The sequence below is a fragment of the Vibrio brasiliensis LMG 20546 genome, from assembly GCF_000189255.1.
GTDB lineage: Bacteria > Pseudomonadota > Gammaproteobacteria > Enterobacterales > Vibrionaceae > Vibrio > Vibrio brasiliensis.
In genome coordinates, this window is record NZ_AEVS01000115.1 from 14,472 (window position 1) to 34,902 (window position 20,431).

The 20,431-nt window shown below is 47.1% G+C and carries 18 protein-coding genes; 5 read left to right on the plus strand and 13 right to left on the minus strand.

What is annotated here, in order from left to right:
- Positions 1 to 176 precede the first annotated feature (176 nt).
- Positions 177 to 1,022, minus strand: a complete 846-nt coding sequence (locus RH46_RS20945; protein ID WP_006881528.1) for a class II glutamine amidotransferase — start codon at positions 1,020 to 1,022, stop codon at positions 177 to 179.
- Between the two features lie 75 nt (positions 1,023 to 1,097).
- Positions 1,098 to 1,676, minus strand: coding sequence for a D-sedoheptulose 7-phosphate isomerase (gene lpcA, locus RH46_RS20950; RefSeq protein ID WP_006881529.1), 579 nt, complete (start codon positions 1,674 to 1,676; stop codon positions 1,098 to 1,100).
- Between the two features lie 306 nt (positions 1,677 to 1,982).
- Here lpcA and fadE point away from each other — a divergent pair, with 306 nt between their 5' ends.
- Positions 1,983 to 4,436, plus strand: a complete 2,454-nt coding sequence (gene fadE, locus RH46_RS20955) for an acyl-CoA dehydrogenase FadE (protein ID WP_006881530.1) — start codon at positions 1,983 to 1,985, stop codon at positions 4,434 to 4,436.
- 90 nt (positions 4,437 to 4,526) lie between these two features.
- On the opposite strand, the gene RH46_RS20960 is transcribed toward fadE, so the two are convergent.
- On the minus strand, positions 4,527 to 5,777 hold the full coding sequence (locus RH46_RS20960) for a TIGR03503 family protein (protein WP_006881531.1): 1,251 nt from the start codon (positions 5,775 to 5,777) through the stop codon (positions 4,527 to 4,529).
- An 8-nt stretch (positions 5,778 to 5,785) separates the two neighbouring features.
- Positions 5,786 to 6,523, minus strand: a complete 738-nt coding sequence (gene dnaQ, locus RH46_RS20965; protein WP_006881532.1) for a DNA polymerase III subunit epsilon — start codon at positions 6,521 to 6,523, stop codon at positions 5,786 to 5,788.
- Between the two features lie 56 nt (positions 6,524 to 6,579).
- Between dnaQ and rnhA the strand changes: the two genes are divergently transcribed.
- Positions 6,580 to 7,044 carry a ribonuclease HI gene (gene rnhA, locus RH46_RS20970; protein WP_006881533.1) on the plus strand — a complete coding sequence of 155 codons (465 nt, stop codon included), beginning with the start codon at positions 6,580 to 6,582 and terminating at the stop codon, positions 7,042 to 7,044.
- Here rnhA and RH46_RS20975 read toward each other — a convergent pair.
- Positions 7,041 to 7,784 (minus strand): class I SAM-dependent methyltransferase, encoded by a 744-nt coding sequence (locus RH46_RS20975; protein WP_006881534.1) that lies wholly within the window; start codon positions 7,782 to 7,784, stop codon positions 7,041 to 7,043. The genes rnhA and RH46_RS20975 overlap by 4 nt on opposite strands.
- Before the next feature lie 39 nt (positions 7,785 to 7,823).
- Between RH46_RS20975 and gloB the strand changes: the two genes are divergently transcribed.
- The 3 genes from gloB (at position 7,824) to RH46_RS20990 (ending at position 10,898) form a co-directional block, all read left to right on the plus strand.
- Positions 7,824 to 8,582 carry a hydroxyacylglutathione hydrolase gene (gloB, locus tag RH46_RS20980; RefSeq protein ID WP_006881535.1) on the plus strand — a complete coding sequence of 253 codons (759 nt, stop codon included), beginning with the start codon at positions 7,824 to 7,826 and terminating at the stop codon, positions 8,580 to 8,582.
- A 70-nt stretch (positions 8,583 to 8,652) separates the two neighbouring features.
- On the plus strand, positions 8,653 to 10,215 hold the full coding sequence (locus RH46_RS20985) for a LysM peptidoglycan-binding domain-containing protein (protein ID WP_006881536.1): 1,563 nt from the start codon (positions 8,653 to 8,655) through the stop codon (positions 10,213 to 10,215).
- A complete protein-coding gene (locus RH46_RS20990; protein WP_006881537.1) occupies positions 10,212 to 10,898 on the plus strand; it encodes a YIP1 family protein in 687 nt (228 codons plus the stop codon). Before RH46_RS20985 ends, RH46_RS20990 begins: the two co-directional genes overlap by 4 nt.
- A gap of 10 nt (positions 10,899 to 10,908) precedes the next feature.
- On the opposite strand, the gene RH46_RS20995 is transcribed toward RH46_RS20990, so the two are convergent.
- The 8 genes from RH46_RS20995 to lpxB all read right to left on the minus strand — a co-directional run bounded on the left by RH46_RS20995 (position 10,909) and on the right by lpxB (position 20,360).
- Positions 10,909 to 11,751 carry an endonuclease/exonuclease/phosphatase family protein gene (locus RH46_RS20995; RefSeq protein ID WP_006881538.1) on the minus strand — a complete coding sequence of 281 codons (843 nt, stop codon included), beginning with the start codon at positions 11,749 to 11,751 and terminating at the stop codon, positions 10,909 to 10,911.
- Positions 11,752 to 11,807: 56 nt separating this feature from the next.
- Positions 11,808 to 12,146 carry a nitrogen regulatory protein P-II gene (gene glnB / locus RH46_RS21000; RefSeq protein ID WP_004744805.1) on the minus strand — a complete coding sequence of 113 codons (339 nt, stop codon included), beginning with the start codon at positions 12,144 to 12,146 and terminating at the stop codon, positions 11,808 to 11,810.
- A gap of 101 nt (positions 12,147 to 12,247) precedes the next feature.
- Positions 12,248 to 12,562: a c-type cytochrome gene (locus RH46_RS21005; RefSeq protein ID WP_006881539.1), complete on the minus strand. Its 315-nt coding sequence runs from the start codon at positions 12,560 to 12,562 to the stop codon at positions 12,248 to 12,250.
- A 50-nt stretch (positions 12,563 to 12,612) separates the two neighbouring features.
- Positions 12,613 to 13,932, minus strand: a complete 1,320-nt coding sequence (gene tilS, locus RH46_RS21010) for a tRNA lysidine(34) synthetase TilS (RefSeq protein ID WP_006881540.1) — start codon at positions 13,930 to 13,932, stop codon at positions 12,613 to 12,615.
- Between the two features lie 94 nt (positions 13,933 to 14,026).
- Positions 14,027 to 14,986, minus strand: coding sequence for an acetyl-CoA carboxylase carboxyl transferase subunit alpha (accA, locus tag RH46_RS21015; protein WP_006881541.1), 960 nt, complete (start codon positions 14,984 to 14,986; stop codon positions 14,027 to 14,029).
- A 38-nt stretch (positions 14,987 to 15,024) separates the two neighbouring features.
- Entirely contained in the window at positions 15,025 to 18,504 is a 3,480-nt protein-coding gene (dnaE, locus tag RH46_RS21020; protein WP_006881542.1) for a DNA polymerase III subunit alpha, read from the minus strand.
- 91 nt (positions 18,505 to 18,595) lie between these two features.
- Positions 18,596 to 19,213, minus strand: coding sequence for a ribonuclease HII (gene rnhB / locus RH46_RS21025; RefSeq protein WP_006881543.1), 618 nt, complete (start codon positions 19,211 to 19,213; stop codon positions 18,596 to 18,598).
- Positions 19,206 to 20,360 (minus strand): lipid-A-disaccharide synthase, encoded by a 1,155-nt coding sequence (lpxB, locus tag RH46_RS21030; protein ID WP_006881544.1) that lies wholly within the window; start codon positions 20,358 to 20,360, stop codon positions 19,206 to 19,208. Before lpxB ends, rnhB begins: the two co-directional genes overlap by 8 nt.
- Positions 20,361 to 20,431: the final 71 nt, after the last annotated feature.

The following is a 20,431-nucleotide window of genomic DNA, read 5'->3' on the forward strand; positions in this document are numbered from 1 at the left end:
ACAAGTCCAGTCAACACCTTTTGAGTTAAAGGTTCCGTCACCATTCTGCCAACGCCCACCTTTAGAAGGGAGAAGCCCAGTCTCGCTTCTCAGAGCGAAGCGCTCTCACAGGACGCAGTCCGTTCTCGCATCTCGGAGCGAAGCGCTCTCGCAGGACGAAGTCCGGTCTTGTATTCCTACTCCAACGGCTCCGTCGGTGCCTGACTTGCGACCTTTTTCGGCGCAAACGCCACGTCGGTCAACTCGTCAGCATTCCCGTCAATAAGCTCACCAAAGTGGAAAATACCAAACTCACCCGGTTTCATTCGATGCCACTCTTCATTGTCAGTCAGTGGCTGAGTCGCAATCACTGAGACAATATCGTTAGGCGTGGTCTCTTCCTGAAAGTTAATCTCTACATCTTCATCGATCAGTGATGCTTTACCAAATGGAGCCCGACGGGTAATCCAGTAAAGGTGGTTCGTGCAGTAAGTCATCACGTACTCGCCGTCAGACAGCAGCATATTAAATACACCTTTATCTTTAAGCTGCTCGCAACACTCTGCAATAAAGCGGAATACACCCACCATATCTTGTGGAGGCTCTGGGTATCTGTCTTCCATCTGCTTAAGCAACCAACAGAATGACAACTCACTGTCTGTCTGCCCCACAGGGCGGTGACGACCTGAATTTAAATCCTGATAATCACTCAGTTGCCCGTTGTGAGCAAACGTCCAGTAACGCCCCCATAACTCACGGGTAAACGGATGAGTATTCTCCAGATTAACTGCGCCACGATTAGCTTGCCTGATATGGCTGATTACCGCGCAGCTTTTAATAGGATAATTCTGAACAAGCTCTGCGATCTTTGAATCACAGCTTGGGTTTGGATCTTTGAAGTTACGAAAGCCTTTGCCCTCATAAAAAGTAATTCCCCAACCATCACGGTGCGGACCGGTATTGCCACCACGTTGCATGAGCCCGGTAAAACTAAAACAGATATCGGTTGGCACATTGGCGCTCATTCCGAGCAGTTCACACATGGTTTAAGAAACTCCCTTATACAACAACAGTATTAGCGCCAGGCACTAATACTGTTTAAACCTATTGGAAAAAGATTACTTTTCCATTTCCTTTTCAATCAACTGAATCACGATGTGGATGATCTTGATATGGATCTCCTGAATACGGTCAGCATAGCCAAAGTGTGGAACACGAATTTCAATATCCGCTAGTCCAGCCATTTTGCCGCCATCTTTACCTGTCAAAGCAATTGTTTTCATGCCTTTGGCTTGAGCTGCTTCAATCGCTTTAAGGATGTTGCCAGAGTTACCTGAAGTTGAAAGGCCGAATAGAACGTCGCCCTTTGAACCTACAGCTTCTACGTAACGAGAGAATACGTACTCGTAGCCAAAGTCATTACTTACACAAGATAAGTGGCTTGGGTCAGAGATCGCGATACCTGGTAAACCTGGGCGGTTTTCACGGTAACGACCAGTTAGCTCTTCAGCAAAGTGCATTGAGTCACAGTGTGAGCCACCATTACCACATGACAGTACTTTACCGCCTTGCTTAAATGAATCCGCAATCATTTTCGCTGCAGCTTCAATTTGAGCAATATTATTGTCGTCGCTCAAGAACTTGTTTAGAACATCAGCAGCTTCAGTAAGTTCGCTTTTAATCAGGTCCTGGTACATAGGTTTTTCTCTAATTTTTGTAATAGATAGTTCTGTGAACAATACAGAAATGGTTATCTACAGAGTTTACTCAAACAATTCTCACTGTCGATAGCTTGCCGATAACATTTGCCGCTTTCTTACCATTCTTCGCTCACAATTTCCGCACAGCCCGCCATTTTTAGACCTTTGACTCTACTTAGATCACTTTTTGAGCAAATAGAGGTTTTACATTTTATTAATATTTTGATTACACTTAACTGGTTAGACCTCTTACTAGTCATCGGCGAATAACCAACAATAAATCGCCGCAAAAGGAATATACATATGGACATCTTGCTCTCTATCCTTGGCTTTACCACAGTACTGGCTGTCTGCCTCTATCATCGTAGCTCGCTGCTAGTTTCAATTGCTGCGCTGACAGTGACTATGGTTGTGCTTTCTATCTTCGGTTCAGCGGGTTCACTCAGCTGGATACTGTTTATCGCTGCAATCGCGACATTAGCGGTTCCTTCAGTCCGTCAATCTCTTATCAGCAAAAAAGCGTTATCGCTGTTTAAAAAAGTGCTGCCTGCAATGTCTCAGACCGAGAAAGAAGCACTGGATGCAGGTACGGTTTGGTGGGAAGCGGAGCTGTTTAAAGGCAAGCCAAACTGGAACAAACTTCATGATATTAAGACGCCTGAGCTAAGCGCTGAAGAACAGGCTTTCCTTGATGGTCCAGTCAACGAAGTGTGTGCCATGGTTAGCGATTATCAGGTCACTCATGAACTGGCAGATTTACCACCTGAAGTGTGGCAGTACCTGAAAGACAATAAGTTCTTTGCCATGATCATCAAGAAAAAATATGGTGGCCTTGAGTTTTCTGCTTACGCACAATCCCTGGTTCTTCAGAAACTAACTGGGGTTTCTGGCGTTCTCTCTTCGACAGTCGGTGTACCGAACTCTTTAGGTCCGGGTGAACTGCTACAGCACTACGGCACAACCGATCAAAAAGATTACTACTTACCACGCCTTGCAGAAGGCAAAGAGATCCCATGTTTCGCACTGACTAGCCCTGAGGCAGGTTCTGACGCTGGCTCAATCCCTGATTTTGGTGTGGTTTGTAAAGGCGAATGGCAAGGCAAAGAAGTGTTAGGTATGCGCCTGACATGGAACAAGCGCTACATTACTCTGGCTCCTGTTGCGACAGTACTTGGTCTGGCGTTTAAACTGCGTGACCCTGATGGTTTGCTTGGTGATCAACAAGATATTGGTATCACCTGTGCGCTTATCCCGACAGATCTGGACGGGGTAGAGATTGGTAACCGTCATTTCCCACTCAATGTTCCTTTCCAGAATGGTCCGACACGCGGTCAGGATCTGTTTGTTCCACTTGATTTCATCATCGGTGGTCCGAAAATGGCAGGTCAGGGCTGGCGCATGCTAGTTGAATGTCTGTCAGTAGGTCGTGGAATTACGCTGCCTTCTAACTCAACGGGTGGCATCAAGACTGCCGCGCTTGCGACTGGTGCTTACGCTCGTATTCGTCGTCAGTTCAAACAGCCTATCGGTCATATGGAAGGCGTCGAAGAGCCATTGGCGCGCCTGGGTGGTAATGCATACGTCATGGATGCAGCGAGTAATCTGACAGTTGCTGGTATCGATCTTGGTGAGAAGCCTTCGGTTATCTCTGCCATCGTTAAGTACCACTGTACTCACCGTGGTCAACAGAGCATTATCGACGCGATGGACATCGTCGGTGGTAAAGGTATCTGTATGGGTCCTTCGAACTTCCTTGCTCGTGGTTATCAGGGAGCACCGATAGCGGTAACTGTAGAAGGTGCAAACATTCTGACTCGTTCAATGATCATCTTTGGTCAGGGTGCAATTCGTTGTCATCCATATGTTCTTGAAGAGATGAACGCTGCTTACTCTGACGCTTCAGACGCACTGGACAAGTTTGATTCTGCTCTGGCTGGTCACGTCAGCTTTACGATGAGTAATCTGGTTCGTAGCTTCTGGTTAGGTCTGACAGATGGTCGTTTCTCTGCAACTCCGGTTAAAGACTCAACCGCGCGTTACTACCAACAACTCAACCGTTACAGTGCTAACATCGCATTACTATCCGATATTTCAATGGCGGTACTTGGCGGTTCTCTGAAACGTAAAGAACGTCTGTCTGCTCGTCTGGGTGACATCCTTAGTCAGCTTTACCTGAGCTCTGCAACATTAAAACGTTATGAAAGTGATGGTCGTATTGCCGATGATCTACCGCTGGTTCACTGGGGTCTGCAAGATAGCCTCAAACAGACTGAAGTAGCGATTGATGAGTTCTTAGCAAACTTCCCGAACAAGTTTATTGGTAAAGCACTACGTCTGCTTATCATGCCATTTGGTCGCGTACGTAAAGCACCAAATGACAAGCTGGATAGCAAAGTCGCGCAAATTCTGCAGACACCAAGCGAAACTCGTTCACGCATTGGTCGTAACCAATACTTCGTTGCGAGTGAAAACAACGCGGTTGGTCGTATTGAGCAAGCGCTAGAAATTATTCTCGAAGCTGAACCTCTGTTCGACAAGATCTGTAAACAACTTGGTCAACGTCGTCCGTTCCTTCGCCTTGATGAAGTGGGTAAATTAGGTCTGGAGAAAGGCATCATTGATAACGATGAAGCGAAGCTGCTAACAGAAGCTGAGCAGCACCGTCTATACGTTATTAATGTCGATGACTTCAGCCCTGAGGAACTGGCTGCAAAGCCAATGCCGCAACTTTCTCCACAGATGGATGAAGTGGCGTAACTTATCTCATAAATAGCAAAAGGGCTGCCGAGGCAGCCCTTTTTATTTCTCTCTAAGCGGCAAGTGTTGCCACCAGCCCCTAACTTGCTGTTACTTCTTCGGCATATCCAATTGCATCTCTGGCAGAGCTTGTCTGCTCGCTTTTAGTTTGCGCATTACAAACCAGACAGCAAGACCCAAAATCAAGACCACTACGTTACCGACACCTATCAAAATCATAGTGCGGGTTCGTTTCGCTTCACGCATTTCCTGTAACTGGATCTCTTCCATAAGCTTTTGCTGCTTGAGACGCTCTTCTTCCTGTAAGCGGCGGGTTTCAGCAATATCGACCTCATCCACAACGCTATATGTGTGAACACTAACAGGAAAGATTAGCGGACGCTCTGAGCCCATTTCAGTCGCAAACGCCTTACCATGCCATTCATAAAGACCAAGGTCTGCACTGTATGGAATTTCAAGTGTTAGCTTATTACTCTCTTTGTCCGCACTGCCCTGCACTGTAGTCACTGCTTTGTTGGGAGCCGTATGTTCAATATGACCAGCAATAGAGCCTGGCTGAATCATTCCCTGCTCGCCAGCAAAAACAATTTTGTTAGGGCTCATCTCATCACGAGACTGTATAAAGGTGGCCTGCAGAGGTGACGGATAGACCAGAACTTCTTGTTCCTGAGCGCGAAGGAAAACACCATTACCGGAAGTTATCCTGACGCGGTACTTACCCGGTTCACTGGTGATAGGCAGAGCAACTGTGAAGATCCCATCACCGGCAACTTCATCGAGACCTTTGCCATCATCAGCGAACTCGCCAATCACTTCAGGCAGCGGGCGCGCTTCCTTAATTAAGTCTTCTTCGTTTTCAACATACTTAGTGAAAGTGACTTTTAGCTTAACGCGGTCGAGAAAGTCCCTGAGTACCAGCGGCTGATCATCTGACGTCAGGCGGGCATTAAATTTAAGCGATTCACCATTATAAAGTCGGTTAGGCAGAGTATCTGTTGATAACTCCAGATGAGAAATGAGTTTGATTTTGTTCTTAGGCGTCACTTTACCGATCGCCTGCCAAGGACCAGGCATCGGGTTGTCGATAGAGACAATGTCCATCGAAGACTCTTGATACCAGCGGACGTTATCCGGACTACGCCAAGCATAATATTTTTTGCCATCCGGTCTGACTAACACAACGGGTTGAGAACTTTGAGCCCGATAGATAACAAAAGTGATCTGTTTGATCGAAGGGTCAACCCTAAAGCGGTTGTCCAACAGCGACATTGAGGATCCTTCGGCTGTATAGCCTAACGAACTAAACAAAAAACCTAAAATGGCAATCCAGAACCTCAACATCCTTTCTCCTACTGACGCCAGAGACAGCTACCGCTCTTCTCTACTATGTCTAATCTACTTTGGTGGGCTTCTAATTCATCGGCTGTTGCACGCAAAACCTTTAGCGATTTTCGCCCACTTGCCACACGTTTTATCGCTTCGCCCCCATCTTCACTGGAGTTACCAGCATTAAACTGCAACGAAGTCTGGCCACCTGTCATTAACAGGTAGACATCAGCCAGGATCTCAGCATCGAGCAATGCCCCGTGGAGAGTACGGTGAGAGTTATCTATTCCGTAACGGTCACAGAGAATATCAAGGTTGTTTCGCTTGCCCGGGAAGATTTTCTTCGCCATGGCCAGCGTATCAGTCACTTTACAGTAGTCGACGGTTTTACCGATGCTTGGGTCAAGCATGCCAAACTCGTGATCCATAAAGCCGACGTCGAAGGGTGCGTTGTGTGCTACCAGCTCAGCGCCTTTGATGAACTCGAGGAACTCAGCATGCACATCACGATAGTCAGGTTTGTCGACCAGAAACTCATCAGTAATACCGTGAACTTCTACCGCATCAGGCTGAATCTCACGATCTGGCTTGATGTAAACGTGGAAATGACGCCCGGTTAGTTTACGGTTGATGATCTCTACAGCACCGATTTCAATGATTCGGTGGTCTTGGTAGTGAGGTCCGCCCTCACGGTTCATACCTGTGGTTTCGGTATCGAGAACCACAATACGATGTTGATTAGAATTGTTGCTGGTATTCATAACAATATGTGTGTCAGACTATGCCAATAATGTGCTTAACCCAATAGTATCAAATCATGACGAAACAGGTGGAAATTTTCACTGATGGTTCTTGTTTAGGTAATCCAGGTCCTGGTGGTTACGGCGTTGTTCTACGCTATAAACAGACTGAGAAAACGCTCGCTAAAGGCTACACACTCACCACCAACAACCGTATGGAAATGCTGGCAACCATCGTTGCTCTTAAAGCGTTAAAAGAGCCATGTGACGTTATTCTGACCACAGATAGCCAGTACGTGCGTCAGGGTATTACCCAGTGGATTCACAACTGGAAAAAGCGTGGCTGGAAAACAGCGGATAAAAAACCTGTAAAGAACGCCGATCTATGGCAAGCACTTGATGCGGAAACACAACGCCACCAAGTCGACTGGCGCTGGGTTAAGGGCCACGCAGGACACCGAGAAAACGAAATGTGTGATGAACTCGCACGCGCCGCCGCAGAAAACCCGACCGAAGAAGATACCGGGTATATTCCTAGCTAATTGGAACTGCTACGCCGATTCGAAACCTTGTAATTGACGCCCAATGGCGTCAATTTTCGTTTTAGTTTCCAGTGAGGCTTGATCGGTTTAAGCGGATAAGTTCGTTTTCTCGCCACAATAAAGTAGAGACTACCTACTGGCGAAGCCCAATCACCCAAACTGTTCTCTAGCCAAGTCCACATGGTGCGATATTTTTGCATCGGAAACAGCGCATAGCTGTCACACTCCAAAACCTGATAGTTGAGCAGCCCCAACCAGTCTTTGACTCGGTTAGGCGTAAACATCCTGCCACTCCAGGGAAGGTTATTTCGTCGCCAGGGCATTAAGCTCGCCAACCCAGTGAAGCTGATGGGATTGAAGCCAGTAATGATCAGATATCCATCGTCAATCATTACGCGGTCAACTTCACGTAACATTCGATGAGGGTCATTACAGTAGTCAAGCTGATGAGCCATCAAAACCGCATCAAAGCTTTTCTCTAAAAAGGGCAAATCGTAACCATCTGCAATAACATTGTGCAAAGGGTTCTGGATATCTAGGTGAACTTGATGTTGAATATTACAGTTGAAGCTGGTTAACTCACAGCTCAACCCGCCCAGCTTAAGTAGGTGATATCCGAATAGTTTTGGGCACCATTCGTCAATGCGGGTTTGAATTGAATCACTGACCCACTGGCCATTTTTTAGCTGAGACCATGAATGAGGCTTTTCAAGCTTTTTGCTGCTACGTGCTGGCTTCATATATAACCTGCTTCACTCTTGGTAACTGGAGACACAACCATGTTGAATATCAAAAGCATACCTGCATTTAATGATAATTACATCTGGCTGATTCAAAATAGCGATCGTCGTTGTGCTGTCGTTGATCCGGGTGATGCGGCTCCGGTGCTCGCGTATTTGAACGAACACAATCTGAGTTTAGAGGCGATTCTGATCACTCACCACCATAATGACCATATTGGTGGTGTACCAGAACTGGTAAGACAGTTCCCGCAGGTAGACGTGGTAGGCCCGGCAAATGAGCCTGTACCCACTCTCACGCACGCTGTTGAAGCCGGTGATCAGATTGAACTGTTTGATGAAGTCTTCTTTGTTTTGGGTTTAGAGGGGCATACCAGTGGACATATTGGCTATGTTGGTGATGGTAAGCTGTTCTGCGGTGATGTCCTGTTCTCAGCAGGCTGTGGTCGCGTGTTCGAAGGCACTATGGAACAAATGCACACCTCGCTCAGCAAACTGGCCGCTCTGCCAGAAGAGACAGAGGTTTACTGCGCTCATGAATATACCACCAGCAATGTCGCTTTTGCGTTAGCGGTTGAGCCAGATAACAGCCAACTACAACAATATCGCGACGAAGTTAACCGTCTTAGAGCTCAGAACCAACCTACTCTGCCAACCACAATTCGTCGTGAGAAATGGATTAACCCGTTTCTGCGTACTGACCAGCCAAGTGTCATCCGTTCAGTGGCGAATCGAACGTCACAAACTGATCCATTAGCGATTTTTACTGCATTACGTGAGTGGAAGAACGAATTTTAACGATTTGCTGCTTGTCACCCACTGAGGGAGGCAAGTATTATCAGCAGCCAAATAGAAAAAGGGCTGTGCAATGCGAGTTAAACACAGCTGGGTATTAGCGTTACTTTTGACAGGTTGTCAGCTTACCCAGCCGACCGATTCTGGAGAAGCCGTTGCTCCGGAAACAAACAATCCAACCACTAAACAGACTGAGCCAGTTGCTCAGCCGGAAAAGCCGGTAGTCAAAGTAGAGCCTGTGGTCACACCGCAAACTCAACAAGATGTCTGGCAGCGTATCGCTATGCAGCTCGATATGCCGATCCCAGACCATCAATTGGTCGACTATTACCGCACCTGGTATCTAAAACACCCGAATCATCTCAAAACCGTATCAAAGCGTGCTGAACCTTTCCTATATCTGATCACAGATAAAATTGAGCAACGTGGTCTGCCACTAGAGCTAGCACTCCTGCCAGTCGTCGAAAGTTCGTTCGACGCATTCGCCTACTCTCATGGTAGTGCCGCAGGTTTATGGCAATTCGTGCCTGGTACCGGGGAGATGTACGGTCTGAAGCAAAACTTCTGGTACGACGGTCGTCGCGATGTTCCTGCAGCAACTGATGCAGCACTTGATTACCTCACTTACCTTAACAAACGCTTCGATGGTGACTGGACGCACGCAATCGCCGCGTACAACAGCGGTGGTGGTCGTGTTTCAAGCGCAATCCGCAAGAACAAAAAACTGGGTAAGCCGATTGATTTCTTCTCGTTAGACTTGCCAAAAGAGACCAGTGGTTATGTGCCAAAGCTTCTTGCTCTGGCTGACATTGTCGCCAACCAAGAAAAGTACGGTCTCGACATTCCATCAATCAGCAACCAACAGGTTGTCGAACTGGTGAACCCTAAAGAGCAACTCGACCTTGCTATCGCAGCCAATTACGCAGGTATCAGTGTCAAACAGCTGCAAAGCCTGAACCCAGCATACAACCAATGGGCTACGGCACCGGATGGTCCTCACCAATTACTTCTGCCAGTAGAGAATGTCGCTCAGTTTAACAACGCGGCGAGCCAGAACCGTGGCAAAGGTATGAAGGTTGTACGCTACAAGGTTAAATCTGGTGACAGCCTGAGTGTGCTGGCACAGAAATACAACACCACAGCAAAAGTGATTCGCACGGCGAACAATCTGAACGGTAACAACATCCGTGTCGGCCAACACTTGATGATCCCGACCTCTACCCGCGATGACAAAGCCTATGCCCTTAGCGCATCAAACCGCTTAGCAAAAACTCAGGCTAAGACTCGTGGTCAATACAAACTGACTCACACTGTACGCTCTGGTGATAGTCTGTGGTCAATTGCTCGTGCCAACAAAGTCTCGCACCAGTCTCTTGCAAAATGGAATGGCATGGGACCACGCGACACACTGCGTGTTGGCCAGAAGCTAGTGATTTGGAAAAACAGTTCAGATGGCGCCATCATTCGAACTGTCTTCTATAACGTACGTTCTGGTGACACTATCAGTGGTATTGCCAGCAAGTTTAAAGTTAAGTCCAATGACATCGTCAAATGGAACGACCTCAGCAAACAGAAGTACCTCAAGCCAGGTCAGAAGCTGAAACTATACGTTGATGTAACTAAGGTAAGTGTATGAACCCGTCAAGTAACCCTTTGATTATGCTAGTCGATATTTTCCGTTCGCCTAGCGCTTGTTTTCTGGCTCTCTACCAACGCGGAGCATGGGGCTGGCAACCATACATCTTCTTGATTCTCTCTCCATTTCTATTTTGGGGCGCTTACTTTGATATGGTCAACTTTGAGTGGTTAAGAGAAGTTCTTGCCTCTCAATTGGCTGTCACTAATCCAAAACAGCTTGAGTTGCTTGATGCAAATACTTTGATGGCGAGTGAAATCATCAGCGATATTGCAGGCCGCACACTAACCATTCTAATGCTGGCGTTTTGGTTCAATCTGGCGACTAAGCCGAGTCAACATCAACACGGCTTTTGGAAGTGGTTTGCAGCCAGTGCTGTGATTACCTTCCCAGCAATTATTGGTGATCTGGCAAGTTATGTAAGTGTGTTGCTAAAGCACGGTCAGGTGCTAGTGTATGCCGCAGATCTGAATAGCCTTAATGGTTTACTGAAACTGCCACTGACCAATCCTTGGTCTCAGTTTGCCAGCTCATTCCCGCTTCTACTACCATGGTACATTGCTTTAGGCTATGCCGCGGTAGGTACCTGGACTGAGTTTGAACGTGGTCAGGCACTGGCGATTTCAGCGCTACCATGGTTGGCTTACTACCTTATCTGGGCGCTGTACATTGTGATTTTTTAATCACACCCTGCTATAAGTGAAAAGTCACTAAAATTGGATTATGGTCAGAGGCGTCAGAGATTGGCGCCTCTGCTTTTTCTAGCTTCAGACCGCGATAAAAAACATGGTCCAGAGGTAAACCAGTAATAAATTGGGTTCGATTATCACTGGTATAATTGACCTCTTTCAGCCCCACCGCGCTAAGTGATTCTGACATCACCTTAAGTCGCTGCTCACTCCAACTATTGAAGTCTCCGGCAACAATAACCGGTCCCTGATGCTGACTTAATTCATCAACCAACACCTTCAGTTGACGATGGTATTCCTCCGTGCCATAAGTAAAGTTGACCGCATGGATATTGACCACAGCCAATTGCTGACCGTTGGATAATGGGTAGAGAGCATAGAGTGCTGATTTAGGCAGACGAAGCCAGGGTTCCAGTTCAGTGTAGGCGCAAGCTTTAGATGGTGAATCAAGAGACAGGTTCAATACCCCTGCTGTGGTGTCAAATGCCTTAAACGCATCAACCTGACTGCCGAACCACTGCCCCTTGCTGATCCACTCTTTAAGCTGCGGCGTCATACTGGCTTCCTGCAGTAACACCAACTGCTTGCCCTGCGCATACTGATCTAAGCGGCTGCGCCAGGTATCGCGATTCTGCTTATAAATATTCCACACTAATAGGTTAATTCGATTGTCTTCATCAAGCACCGCCGCTTGCTCGTTGTTATAGCACTGAAGGGAGAGCTGTTCTTCCCCGCTGTTGTATGAGGAGATTTGTGCCTGTTGTGGAAGGCTGAAAACTGTCTGGTAACCGGCAAATACAACGCCAGCAATTAGCAAAGGAAGAGCAAGTAATCGAATTTTTTTCATTTCCACCTATCCAAAAATTAAAAAAGAGCCATGCGGCTCTTTTTTCAAACTGTGTCTTAAATGGCGTCTTCGTCTTCTTCGCCAGTTCGAATTCGAACGATACGCTCTACATCTGTGATAAAGATTTTACCGTCGCCGATCTTACCTGTCTGAGCGGTTTCGATAATGGTATCTACACACTGATCTGCCACATCGTCAGTCACGACAATCTCAAGCTTCACCTTAGGTAGAAAGTCAACCATGTACTCTGCACCACGGTATAGCTCAGTGTGTCCTTTTTGACGACCAAACCCTTTCACTTCTGATACCGTCATGCCGGTAATACCAACTTCTGCCAACGCTTCACGAACGTCATCTAATTTGAACGGCTTAATGATGGCTTCAATCTTTTTCATGTTCATCCCTTAAACTATTGTTACTAGCGCCATTATCCCACGATAGTCAGGTAATAAAAAGCCCGAGCGATTAATGCTCGGGCTGAATTCTCATTGCAGAGTTACTTTAAGCTTGCGTAGTACGCTGCAAGGTTAGCGACATCTGCATCACTGAGTGCAGCAGCCTGCGCTTGCATTACTGCGGCTAAACCACCGTTGCGCTCTTTGTTTTTGTAAGCGTTAAGTGATGACACAATGTACTGTTCATTCTGACCTTTAAGGTTTGGATAGCCTGGGATGGTTGCAATACCATCTGCACCATGACATGCAGCACACACTGCTGCTTTCGCTTGTCCTGCTGCTACATCACCAGCAGCCAGTACCTGACCGCTTAGAAGACCCATTCCAATTACCAATCCAATAGCGATTTTCTTCATTGCTCTTCCTTATAATTCCATATTAGTTGTGCGTTATTATGTATACAATTTTACATAAACAACAATGGCTTGTCCCAGATGAGTTCACAATCCTGACCTGCAAAATGACGATCAATAAATAAATCACCAACCGCTACCACTTGCTGATCACAGATTAATATAGGTGTTCTACGTCTTAACCAGCTTGGAATATCATATTCTTGGAATAATTTTTTCAGCTTCCTGCTATGCCCACGCCCAACTGGATGAGCGGTAAGCCCCTGTGGCTCAAAAATAACCTCTAACTTTCCGTTACTTAACGCCTGTTTAGATAACTGTCCATTGGCTGCACTACGCAAAGATAAGCTGCCGAGTGAGTCGGGTAACTGACAGGTCTGTTCTAACTCGATAGCCTGCTTCCAATTTGCCAGCGACTGCCACTGTTTAACCAAATAGAGTCGCCCGGCATAACGTCGAACCTGTCCATCAATGATAACCAACTGCGGGTTAGCATCCTGTTGAGCACAAGCAACTTGAGGCCAGATCAGCTTAAGTTGCTCTCGCGATGGCATACGAACATCCTGACCCGCTAACCACATCCGTATTAATCGGCTGCGTACCGCATCGCTATAAGTGGCAAGCTTAGTGATATCCAGACTACCATCACTGCAGTGTACGCTTGTGAATTTATCAGCCAATAATTCATCCAGTAGCGCCTCTTGTTCTGCACACAACTCCGCAGTGCGCTGCACCGACTGGTAAATCTGCGGCCAACGTTCGATCAATGGCGGAGAGATGGTATGGCGAATAAAGTTTCGGTCAAAGCGTTGGTCAAGGTTGCTCTCATCTTCAACCCAGCTCAGTTGATGTTGCCGTGCATACTCTTCGATCTGCTGACGCGTTGAGGTTAATAAAGGTCTGACAATTAAACTGGAAGCAAATGGCATTGCGTGTGCCATGGCAGATAAGCCTTTTGGCCCGCTACCACGCTTGAGCGCAAGTAAAAATGTCTCGAGTTGATCATCACAGTGCTGGCCGGTAAGCAGTAAATCATCGTCATTGAGATGACGGGCGATCGCTTGGTATCTGGCCTCTCGGGCACTCTCTTCCAGACTACGTCCTTTACTATCTAACTGCACTCGCTCAATCACTAAAGGGACACCGAGCGAGTCACACCAATGCTGGCACTGCATTGCCCACTGGTCTGCATTGGCACTTAAACCATGATGAACATGAATGGCTAAACACTCTAGCTGTCTGTTGTGACAGTACTCAGCCATCAGCTCAAGCATCACCCTTGAATCCAATCCACCACTCAGCCCAAGCACCAATCTTTTTTGGGCTTGAGAGTAACGTTCAATGACATCAGCAAAGGTGGATTTCAGGCTCATAATCGTAAGCAATCAAAGGAAGAAAACGTTAGTTTATCACCGGAAACAAAAAAGGCTGAACCTAAGTTCAGCCTTTTCGAGTAATCAGTCGTGATTAGCAGTAACCGTAGCTCATCAGACGCTGGTAACGACGCTCTAGTAGCGTGTCGTTGTCAAACTGTCCTAGCTCTTCAAGCTGACGAACTAGTGTGTCTTTCATGTTCTGCGCCATTTGTAGGTGATCACGGTGCGCACCACCTAGTGGCTCTTCGATGATTTCATCGATTAGCTCAAGTTCTTTCAGGCGAGGTGCAATCAGACCCATAGCTTCAGCGGCTTGTGGGGCTTTATCAGAATCACGCCATAGGATTGAAGCACAACCTTCTGGAGAGATTACTGAGTAAGTCGAGTACTGAAGCATGTTTACGTAGTCACCAACACCGATAGCTAGTGCACCACCTGAACCGCCCTCACCGACAACGTTACAGATAACCGGCACTTTCAGGCCAGCCATCACTTTCAGGTTAGTTGCGATAGCTTCAGATTGACCGCGCTCTTCAGCACCAACACCTGGGTATGCACCCGCAGTATCGATGAAAGTAATGATAGGCATGTTAAAACGCTCTGCCGTCTGCATCAGACGTAGCGCTTTACGGTAACCTTCTGGCTTTGGCATACCGAAGTTACGTTTTACTTTCTCTTTTGTCTCACGACCTTTTTGATGACCGATGATCATCACTGGACGACCATTCAGACGCGCCATACCACCAACAATCGCTTTATCATCTGCGTAGTGGCGATCACCAGCAAGTTCATCGAACTCAGTAAATACGTGCTCAATGTAATCAAGCGTGTAAGGACGCTGTGGGTGACGAGCAAGCTGGGCAGTTTCCCAAGCACCAAGATCGCTGAATGTCTTCTTCTTAAGCTCCAGGCTCTTTTTCTCTAGCTGTTCGATCTCTTTTTCAAGATCAACACCAGACTCACCACCGTGACGTGATACATCACGAAGTGCTTCAATTTTTGCTTCTAGCTCTGCGATTGGCTTTTCAAATTCTAAAAAGTTCAGGCTCATCTATAGATCCTTTATTATTCGGCAACCATGTGCCGAACTTAGTTAAATTCGAGTTCTACCTGGCCTTTCCCAAGTAGTTGTTTTAAATCATCTAATAATGCGTCACTTGGCGTAACTCGCCATTCTGTACCCAACGTCAAACGCGCTCGCGCATCAGAGCGTTGGTAGTATACATGGACAGGAACGCTCCCCGCCCGATGAGGCTCTAGTATTTGACTAAATCGCTCAAAAAATCGGTCATTTATTTGAGATTCATCGATCGAAACCGATAGGCCTCGTGCATATTTTTCACGAGCGGTCCCGAGATCCATAACCTCGCGCGCGGACATTTTAAGACCACCATTGAAATCATCAAAGCTGACCTGTCCAGAAACAACCAAAATTTTATCTTTTTCTAACAATTCTGCGTATCTATCAAGCGCATCAGAGAACAGCATGACCTCCATTCGGCCACTCCGGTCATCTAATGTCATAAGACCGATTCGCGTACCACGCTTAGTGGTCATCACTCGCGCAGCAATAACCAGACCGGCAATGGTCACACTCTGGTCACGTCTTGTTGGTGTTGCGTCTTTTAGTCGACAACTGGTGTACTTACCAAGTTCCTTAATGTAGGCATTAATTGGGTGACCAGTTAAATAAAGGCCGAGTGTGTCACGCTCTCCCTCTAACCAGACTTTCTCTGGCCAAGGCTCAACCTTAGTATATTTGTGCTCAACTTCTTCAGGCGCTTCAGTCAGTACCCCAAACAGATCGCTTTGACCAAATGCTTCCGCCTGATGGTGTTGGCTAGCCGCTTTTACAGCATCGGCTAACGAAGCCATCATCGCTGCACGGTGTGGGCCAAGGCGGTCAAGAGCACCAGCATAAATAAGTTTTTCGATAACACGCTTATTGACCTTCTTCAGGTCGATTCGCGCACAGAAGTCAAACAGGTCTTTGAAGTAGCCGCCTTTATTACGCGCTTCAAGAATCGCTTCAATCGGGCCTTCACCAACCCCTTTAATTGCACCAATGCCGTAAACAATCGCACCTGTTTCATCGACATTAAAGCGATACAGGCCTGCGTTAATATCTGGTGGCAGCACTTTCAGCTTCATGCGGAAACACTCATCGACAAGGCCAACGACCTTCTCAGTGTTATCCATATCCGCTGTCATTACCGCAGCCATAAACTCCGCTGGGTAGTGCGTTTTTAACCAAAGGGTCTGGTAGGAAACCAGCGCGTAAGCAGCCGAGTGAGATTTGTTAAAGCCGTAACCCGCGAACTTCTCCACCAGGTCGAAGATCTTCATCGCCAGTTCGCCATCTACACCGTTCTTTTCAGCACCCTCTTTGAAGGTACCACGCTGCTTGGCCATCTCTTCTGGCTTCTTCTTACCCATCGCACGACGCAGCATGTCCGCACCACCCAAGGTGTAACCTGCCAGAATCTGAGCGATCTGCATTACCTGTTCCTGATACAGGATGATACCGTAGGTCGGATCTAGGGTCTCTTTAAGAGATTCGTGCTGCCATGTTTCATCCGGGTATGAGATTGCTTCCCGACCATGCTTACGGTCGATAAAGTTATCTACCATCCCTGATTGCAGCGGCCCCGGACGGAAAAGGGCTACCAGTGCGATGATATCTTCAAAACAGTCTGGCTGCAGACGTTTGATCAGCTCTTTCATACCACGGGATTCGAGCTGGAATACCGCTGTCGTTTCTGAGTTTTGCAGTAAGTTGAACGATGCCAGATCGTCTAATGGAATCGATTCGATCGCGACTGGCGCTTTACCTTCTCGTTCCAGACGTGGGTTAATCAACCCTAGCGCCCAGTCGATGATGGTCAGTGTTCGTAGGCCCAAGAAGTCGAACTTAACCAGACCCGCTGTTTCTACGTCGTTCTTATCAAACTGAGTAACAGGGAAATGACCTTCCGCATCGGCATAGATCGGCGCAAAGTCAGTGATGGTGGTTGGAGAAATTACCACGCCACCAGCGTGTTTACCTGCGTTTCGTGTACACCCTTCCAGAATGCGACACATGTCGATCAGTTCTTTAATCTCTTCGTCGTTTTCGTACAACTCAGGTAACGCAGGTTCAGCTTTAAATGCTTTCTCAAGCGTCATACCCGGATCTGGCGGGACCAGCTTAGAGATACGGTCCACAAAGCCAAAGCCATGACCAAGTACACGGCCGACATCGCGGATTACCGCTTTTGCCGCCATAGTACCAAAGGTAATGATCTGAGATACCGCATCGCGACCATACATTTCAGCTACGTGATCAATAACCTGATCACGTTTATCCATACAGAAGTCGACATCGAAATCGGGCATCGAGACACGTTCAGGGTTGAGGAATCGCTCGAAAAGCAGGTCATACTCAAGTGGGTCAAGGTCGGTGATCTTCAAAGCATAAGCAACCAGAGAACCCGCACCAGAACCACGTCCCGGACCAACCGGAATGTCGTTATCTTTAGACCACTGGATGAACTCCATTACGATCAAGAAGTAACCCGGGAAACCCATGTTGTTGATTACTTCCAGTTCGACTTTAAGACGCTCATCGTATTCTGGGCGGCGTTCTTCTCGAACTTTAGGATCTGGGAATAGGAACTCTAGACGCTCTTCCAGTCCCTCTTCTGACTTCATGACCAGAAATTCGGTCTCTTCCATGCCTTCTGTCGGGAACGCTGGAAGGAAGTACTCACCAAGACGAACAGTGACGTTACAACGCTTAGCAATCTCAACACTGTTTTCCAGCGCTTCCGGGATGTCTGAGAACAGTTCACACATCTCCTCTTCGCTACGCAGATATTGCTGAGCACTGTAGTTTTTAGGTCGGCGCGGATCTTCCAGAGTGTAACCATCATGGATTGCAACGCGGATCTCGTGAGCGTCGAACAGTGATTCATCGAGAATAACCACATCGTTGGTCGCCACGACCGGCAATTCGGCTTGCTCTGCTAACTCCAGAGCAAAGTGGAGGTAACTCTCTTCATCAGCTCGGCCAGTACGAGTCAGCTCAAGGTAAAAACGATCAGGGAAATGAGTCTGATAAAACTCAACACAATCAGAAACCACTTTGTGGTTGCCCTTTAATAACGCCTTACCGATTTCACCACTCTTACCGCCGGAAAGAAGAATCACACCTTCGGACAGTTCAACCAGCCACTCTTTATCAATAACCGGTTGGTGTTGAACATGACCACGCAGATAAGCTTTCGAAATAAGCAGTGTCAGGTTCTTATAACCAGTATTGTCAGCCGCCAGAACGGTCAGTTTGGTCAGTTCATCGCCAAACTCCGCAGACTGCATTAAAAAGTCTGCGCCTATGATAGGTTTCACACCACATCCATGCGCGGTGCCGTAAAACTTCACTAAGCCACACAGGTTAGTAAAGTCCGTCAAAGCAACAGCAGGCATGCCCATTTCAGCCACTTTCTTAACCAGTGGCGGCACTTTTGACAAGCCGTCAACCATGGAGAAGTCACTATGAACTCGAAGGTGGATAAACTTTGGGTCTGACATGAATATCGTCCGGAAAGATAACTAAATTTGGTACAGAATTGGGGTATTTTAAGTGAAAAACGTCGACTTATATACCCCTTAACAGGGCTTTCTACTCTAGGCCAAGCGCACGCTTAACTGGCTTAAAGCTCTTACGATGTTGTTCAATCACACCGTGTTGCTCAATGGCCTCAAAATGAGCCTTGGTCGGGTAACCTTTATGCTTGGCAAAGCCAAACTGTGGATGAAGTTTATCTAACTCTTCCATCTCTTGGTCACGAACCACTTTAGCAATGATCGAAGCGGCACTGATTTCTGCGACGCGTAAATCACCTTTAACTACGGCTTGAGAATCCATCGGCAGCTCAGGGCAGCGGTTACCATCGATAAGCGCCAGATCTGGCTGAACCCCAAGCCCGGCAATTGCGCGCTGCATGGCAACCATGGTCGCTTGCAAAATATTCAACTGATCAATTTCTTCAGGCGAGCAGCGCCCGACTGACCATGCCAGCGCCTTCTCTTTAATCTCAGGTAGTAAAGCGAGACGCTTTTTCTCAGACAATTTTTTCGAATCGTTCAAACCTTCGATCGGGTTGTTTGGATCAAGAATAACAGCGGCTGTCACCACATCACCAACCAGTGGTCCACGCCCTACTTCGTCTACACCTGCAACTAACTGATAGCCTGTAGGATATTCAAACGGCGCAAGTTCTTTCATCTGTTTAGTCATTATCTTTTTCTCTGCCAATCAGTTTAAGTACCGCTTGAGCGGCCTGGTTGTCGGCATCTTTACGAATCCACTGATGCATTTCAGTGAATTTTTCAATCATCTCGTCGCCACCATTGTCTATTAGGCGGTTGACTTCGTTAGCAAGATTGTCAGGCGTACATTCTTCTAGCAGGTACTCTTTCACCAACTCTTGATCGGCCAGGATGTTAGGCAATGAAACATACTTGGTTTTCACTAAGCGGCGAGCGATAAACGCGGTAATGGCATTAACACGATAGCCGACTACCATTGGGCGTTTAAGCAGCATACATTCCAGAGCAACCGTCCCTGACGCCAGCATCACAGTGTCTGCCGCTGTAATGACGTTTTTAGCGGTGTCGTTAACCAGTTTAAAGTCGAGTTCTGGTGCAATCTCATGCCATGCCTGTTCAAATTGTTCACGACGCTTTTCGTTAACCAGCGCAACAACAAAGCCTAAATCAGGGTGCTGTTTATGAAGCAACTGACACGCTTTGATAAAAGGCTCTGCGAGCATTTTCAGTTCACTACCACGGCTACCTGGTAAGACTGCTAACCACTGTTTATCTTTCTCCAAGCCAAGCAGTTCTCTGGCAGGAGCTTTCTCTGACACCATAGGAATCGCGTCAGCAAGTGTGTGACCAATAAACTCACAAGGTACATTAAATTTATCGTAAAACGCTTTTTCAAATGGTAGGAATGCCAAAACCAGATTGGTTGCCGCTTCAATTTTGAAAATACGTTTTTGGCGCCATGCCCATACTGATGGGCTGACATAATGGACGGTCTTAATCCCAGCCTGCTTTAAATCAAGCTCTAGTCGCAGGTTAAAGTCCGGAGCATCAATTCCGACAAACACGTCAGGTGGGTTTTCAGTAAAGAACTTAACCAACTCAGCTTTGACTTTCAGTAATCGTGGCAGGCGACCGAGAACTTCGACTAAGCCCATCACTGCCAGCTCTTCCATATCAAACAAGGATTGGCAGCCCTGAGCGATCATTTTTGGTCCACCGATACCGACAAACTCAGCATTTGGGTACTGAGCTTTTATCGCACGGATAAAGCCTTCACCGAGCGTATCTCCTGACAATTCGCCGGCGACGATTCCAATTCGTAATGGTTTTTCCATTGCTGAATAACCTATCTGATTGATTGCTATAAAACGCAAAAAAGACCGCAGCCATATGACCACGATCTTTT

What these genes read in the sequence shown, in the direction of transcription:
- accA (WP_006881541.1), bottom strand. Translation starts at nt 14,986, where the DNA reads ATGAGCCTGAACTTTTTAGAATTTGAAAAGCCAATCGCAGAGCTAGAA.
- tilS (WP_006881540.1), bottom strand. Translation starts at nt 13,932, where the DNA reads ATGAGCCTGAAATCCACCTTTGCTGATGTCATTGAACGTTACTCTCAA.
- RH46_RS20995 (WP_006881538.1), bottom strand. Translation starts at nt 11,751, where the DNA reads ATGAAAAAAATTCGATTACTTGCTCTTCCTTTGCTAATTGCTGGCGTT.
- RH46_RS20960 (WP_006881531.1), bottom strand. Translation starts at nt 5,777, where the DNA reads ATGTTGAGGTTCTGGATTGCCATTTTAGGTTTTTTGTTTAGTTCGTTA.
- RH46_RS20945 (WP_006881528.1), bottom strand. Translation starts at nt 1,022, where the DNA reads ATGTGTGAACTGCTCGGAATGAGCGCCAATGTGCCAACCGATATCTGT.
- RH46_RS20975 (WP_006881534.1), bottom strand. Translation starts at nt 7,784, where the DNA reads ATGAAGCCAGCACGTAGCAGCAAAAAGCTTGAAAAGCCTCATTCATGG.
- fadE (WP_006881530.1), top strand. Translation starts at nt 1,983, where the DNA reads ATGGACATCTTGCTCTCTATCCTTGGCTTTACCACAGTACTGGCTGTC.
- rnhA (WP_006881533.1), top strand. Translation starts at nt 6,580, where the DNA reads ATGACGAAACAGGTGGAAATTTTCACTGATGGTTCTTGTTTAGGTAAT.
- RH46_RS20985 (WP_006881536.1), top strand. Translation starts at nt 8,653, where the DNA reads ATGCGAGTTAAACACAGCTGGGTATTAGCGTTACTTTTGACAGGTTGT.
- rnhB (WP_006881543.1), bottom strand. Translation starts at nt 19,213, where the DNA reads ATGACTAAACAGATGAAAGAACTTGCGCCGTTTGAATATCCTACAGGC.
- dnaQ (WP_006881532.1), bottom strand. Translation starts at nt 6,523, where the DNA reads ATGAATACCAGCAACAATTCTAATCAACATCGTATTGTGGTTCTCGAT.
- lpxB (WP_006881544.1), bottom strand. Translation starts at nt 20,360, where the DNA reads ATGGAAAAACCATTACGAATTGGAATCGTCGCCGGCGAATTGTCAGGA.
- RH46_RS20990 (WP_006881537.1), top strand. Translation starts at nt 10,212, where the DNA reads ATGAACCCGTCAAGTAACCCTTTGATTATGCTAGTCGATATTTTCCGT.
- dnaE (WP_006881542.1), bottom strand. Translation starts at nt 18,504, where the DNA reads ATGTCAGACCCAAAGTTTATCCACCTTCGAGTTCATAGTGACTTCTCC.
- lpcA (WP_006881529.1), bottom strand. Translation starts at nt 1,676, where the DNA reads ATGTACCAGGACCTGATTAAAAGCGAACTTACTGAAGCTGCTGATGTT.
- RH46_RS21005 (WP_006881539.1), bottom strand. Translation starts at nt 12,562, where the DNA reads ATGAAGAAAATCGCTATTGGATTGGTAATTGGAATGGGTCTTCTAAGC.
- gloB (WP_006881535.1), top strand. Translation starts at nt 7,824, where the DNA reads ATGTTGAATATCAAAAGCATACCTGCATTTAATGATAATTACATCTGG.
- glnB (WP_004744805.1), bottom strand. Translation starts at nt 12,146, where the DNA reads ATGAAAAAGATTGAAGCCATCATTAAGCCGTTCAAATTAGATGACGTT.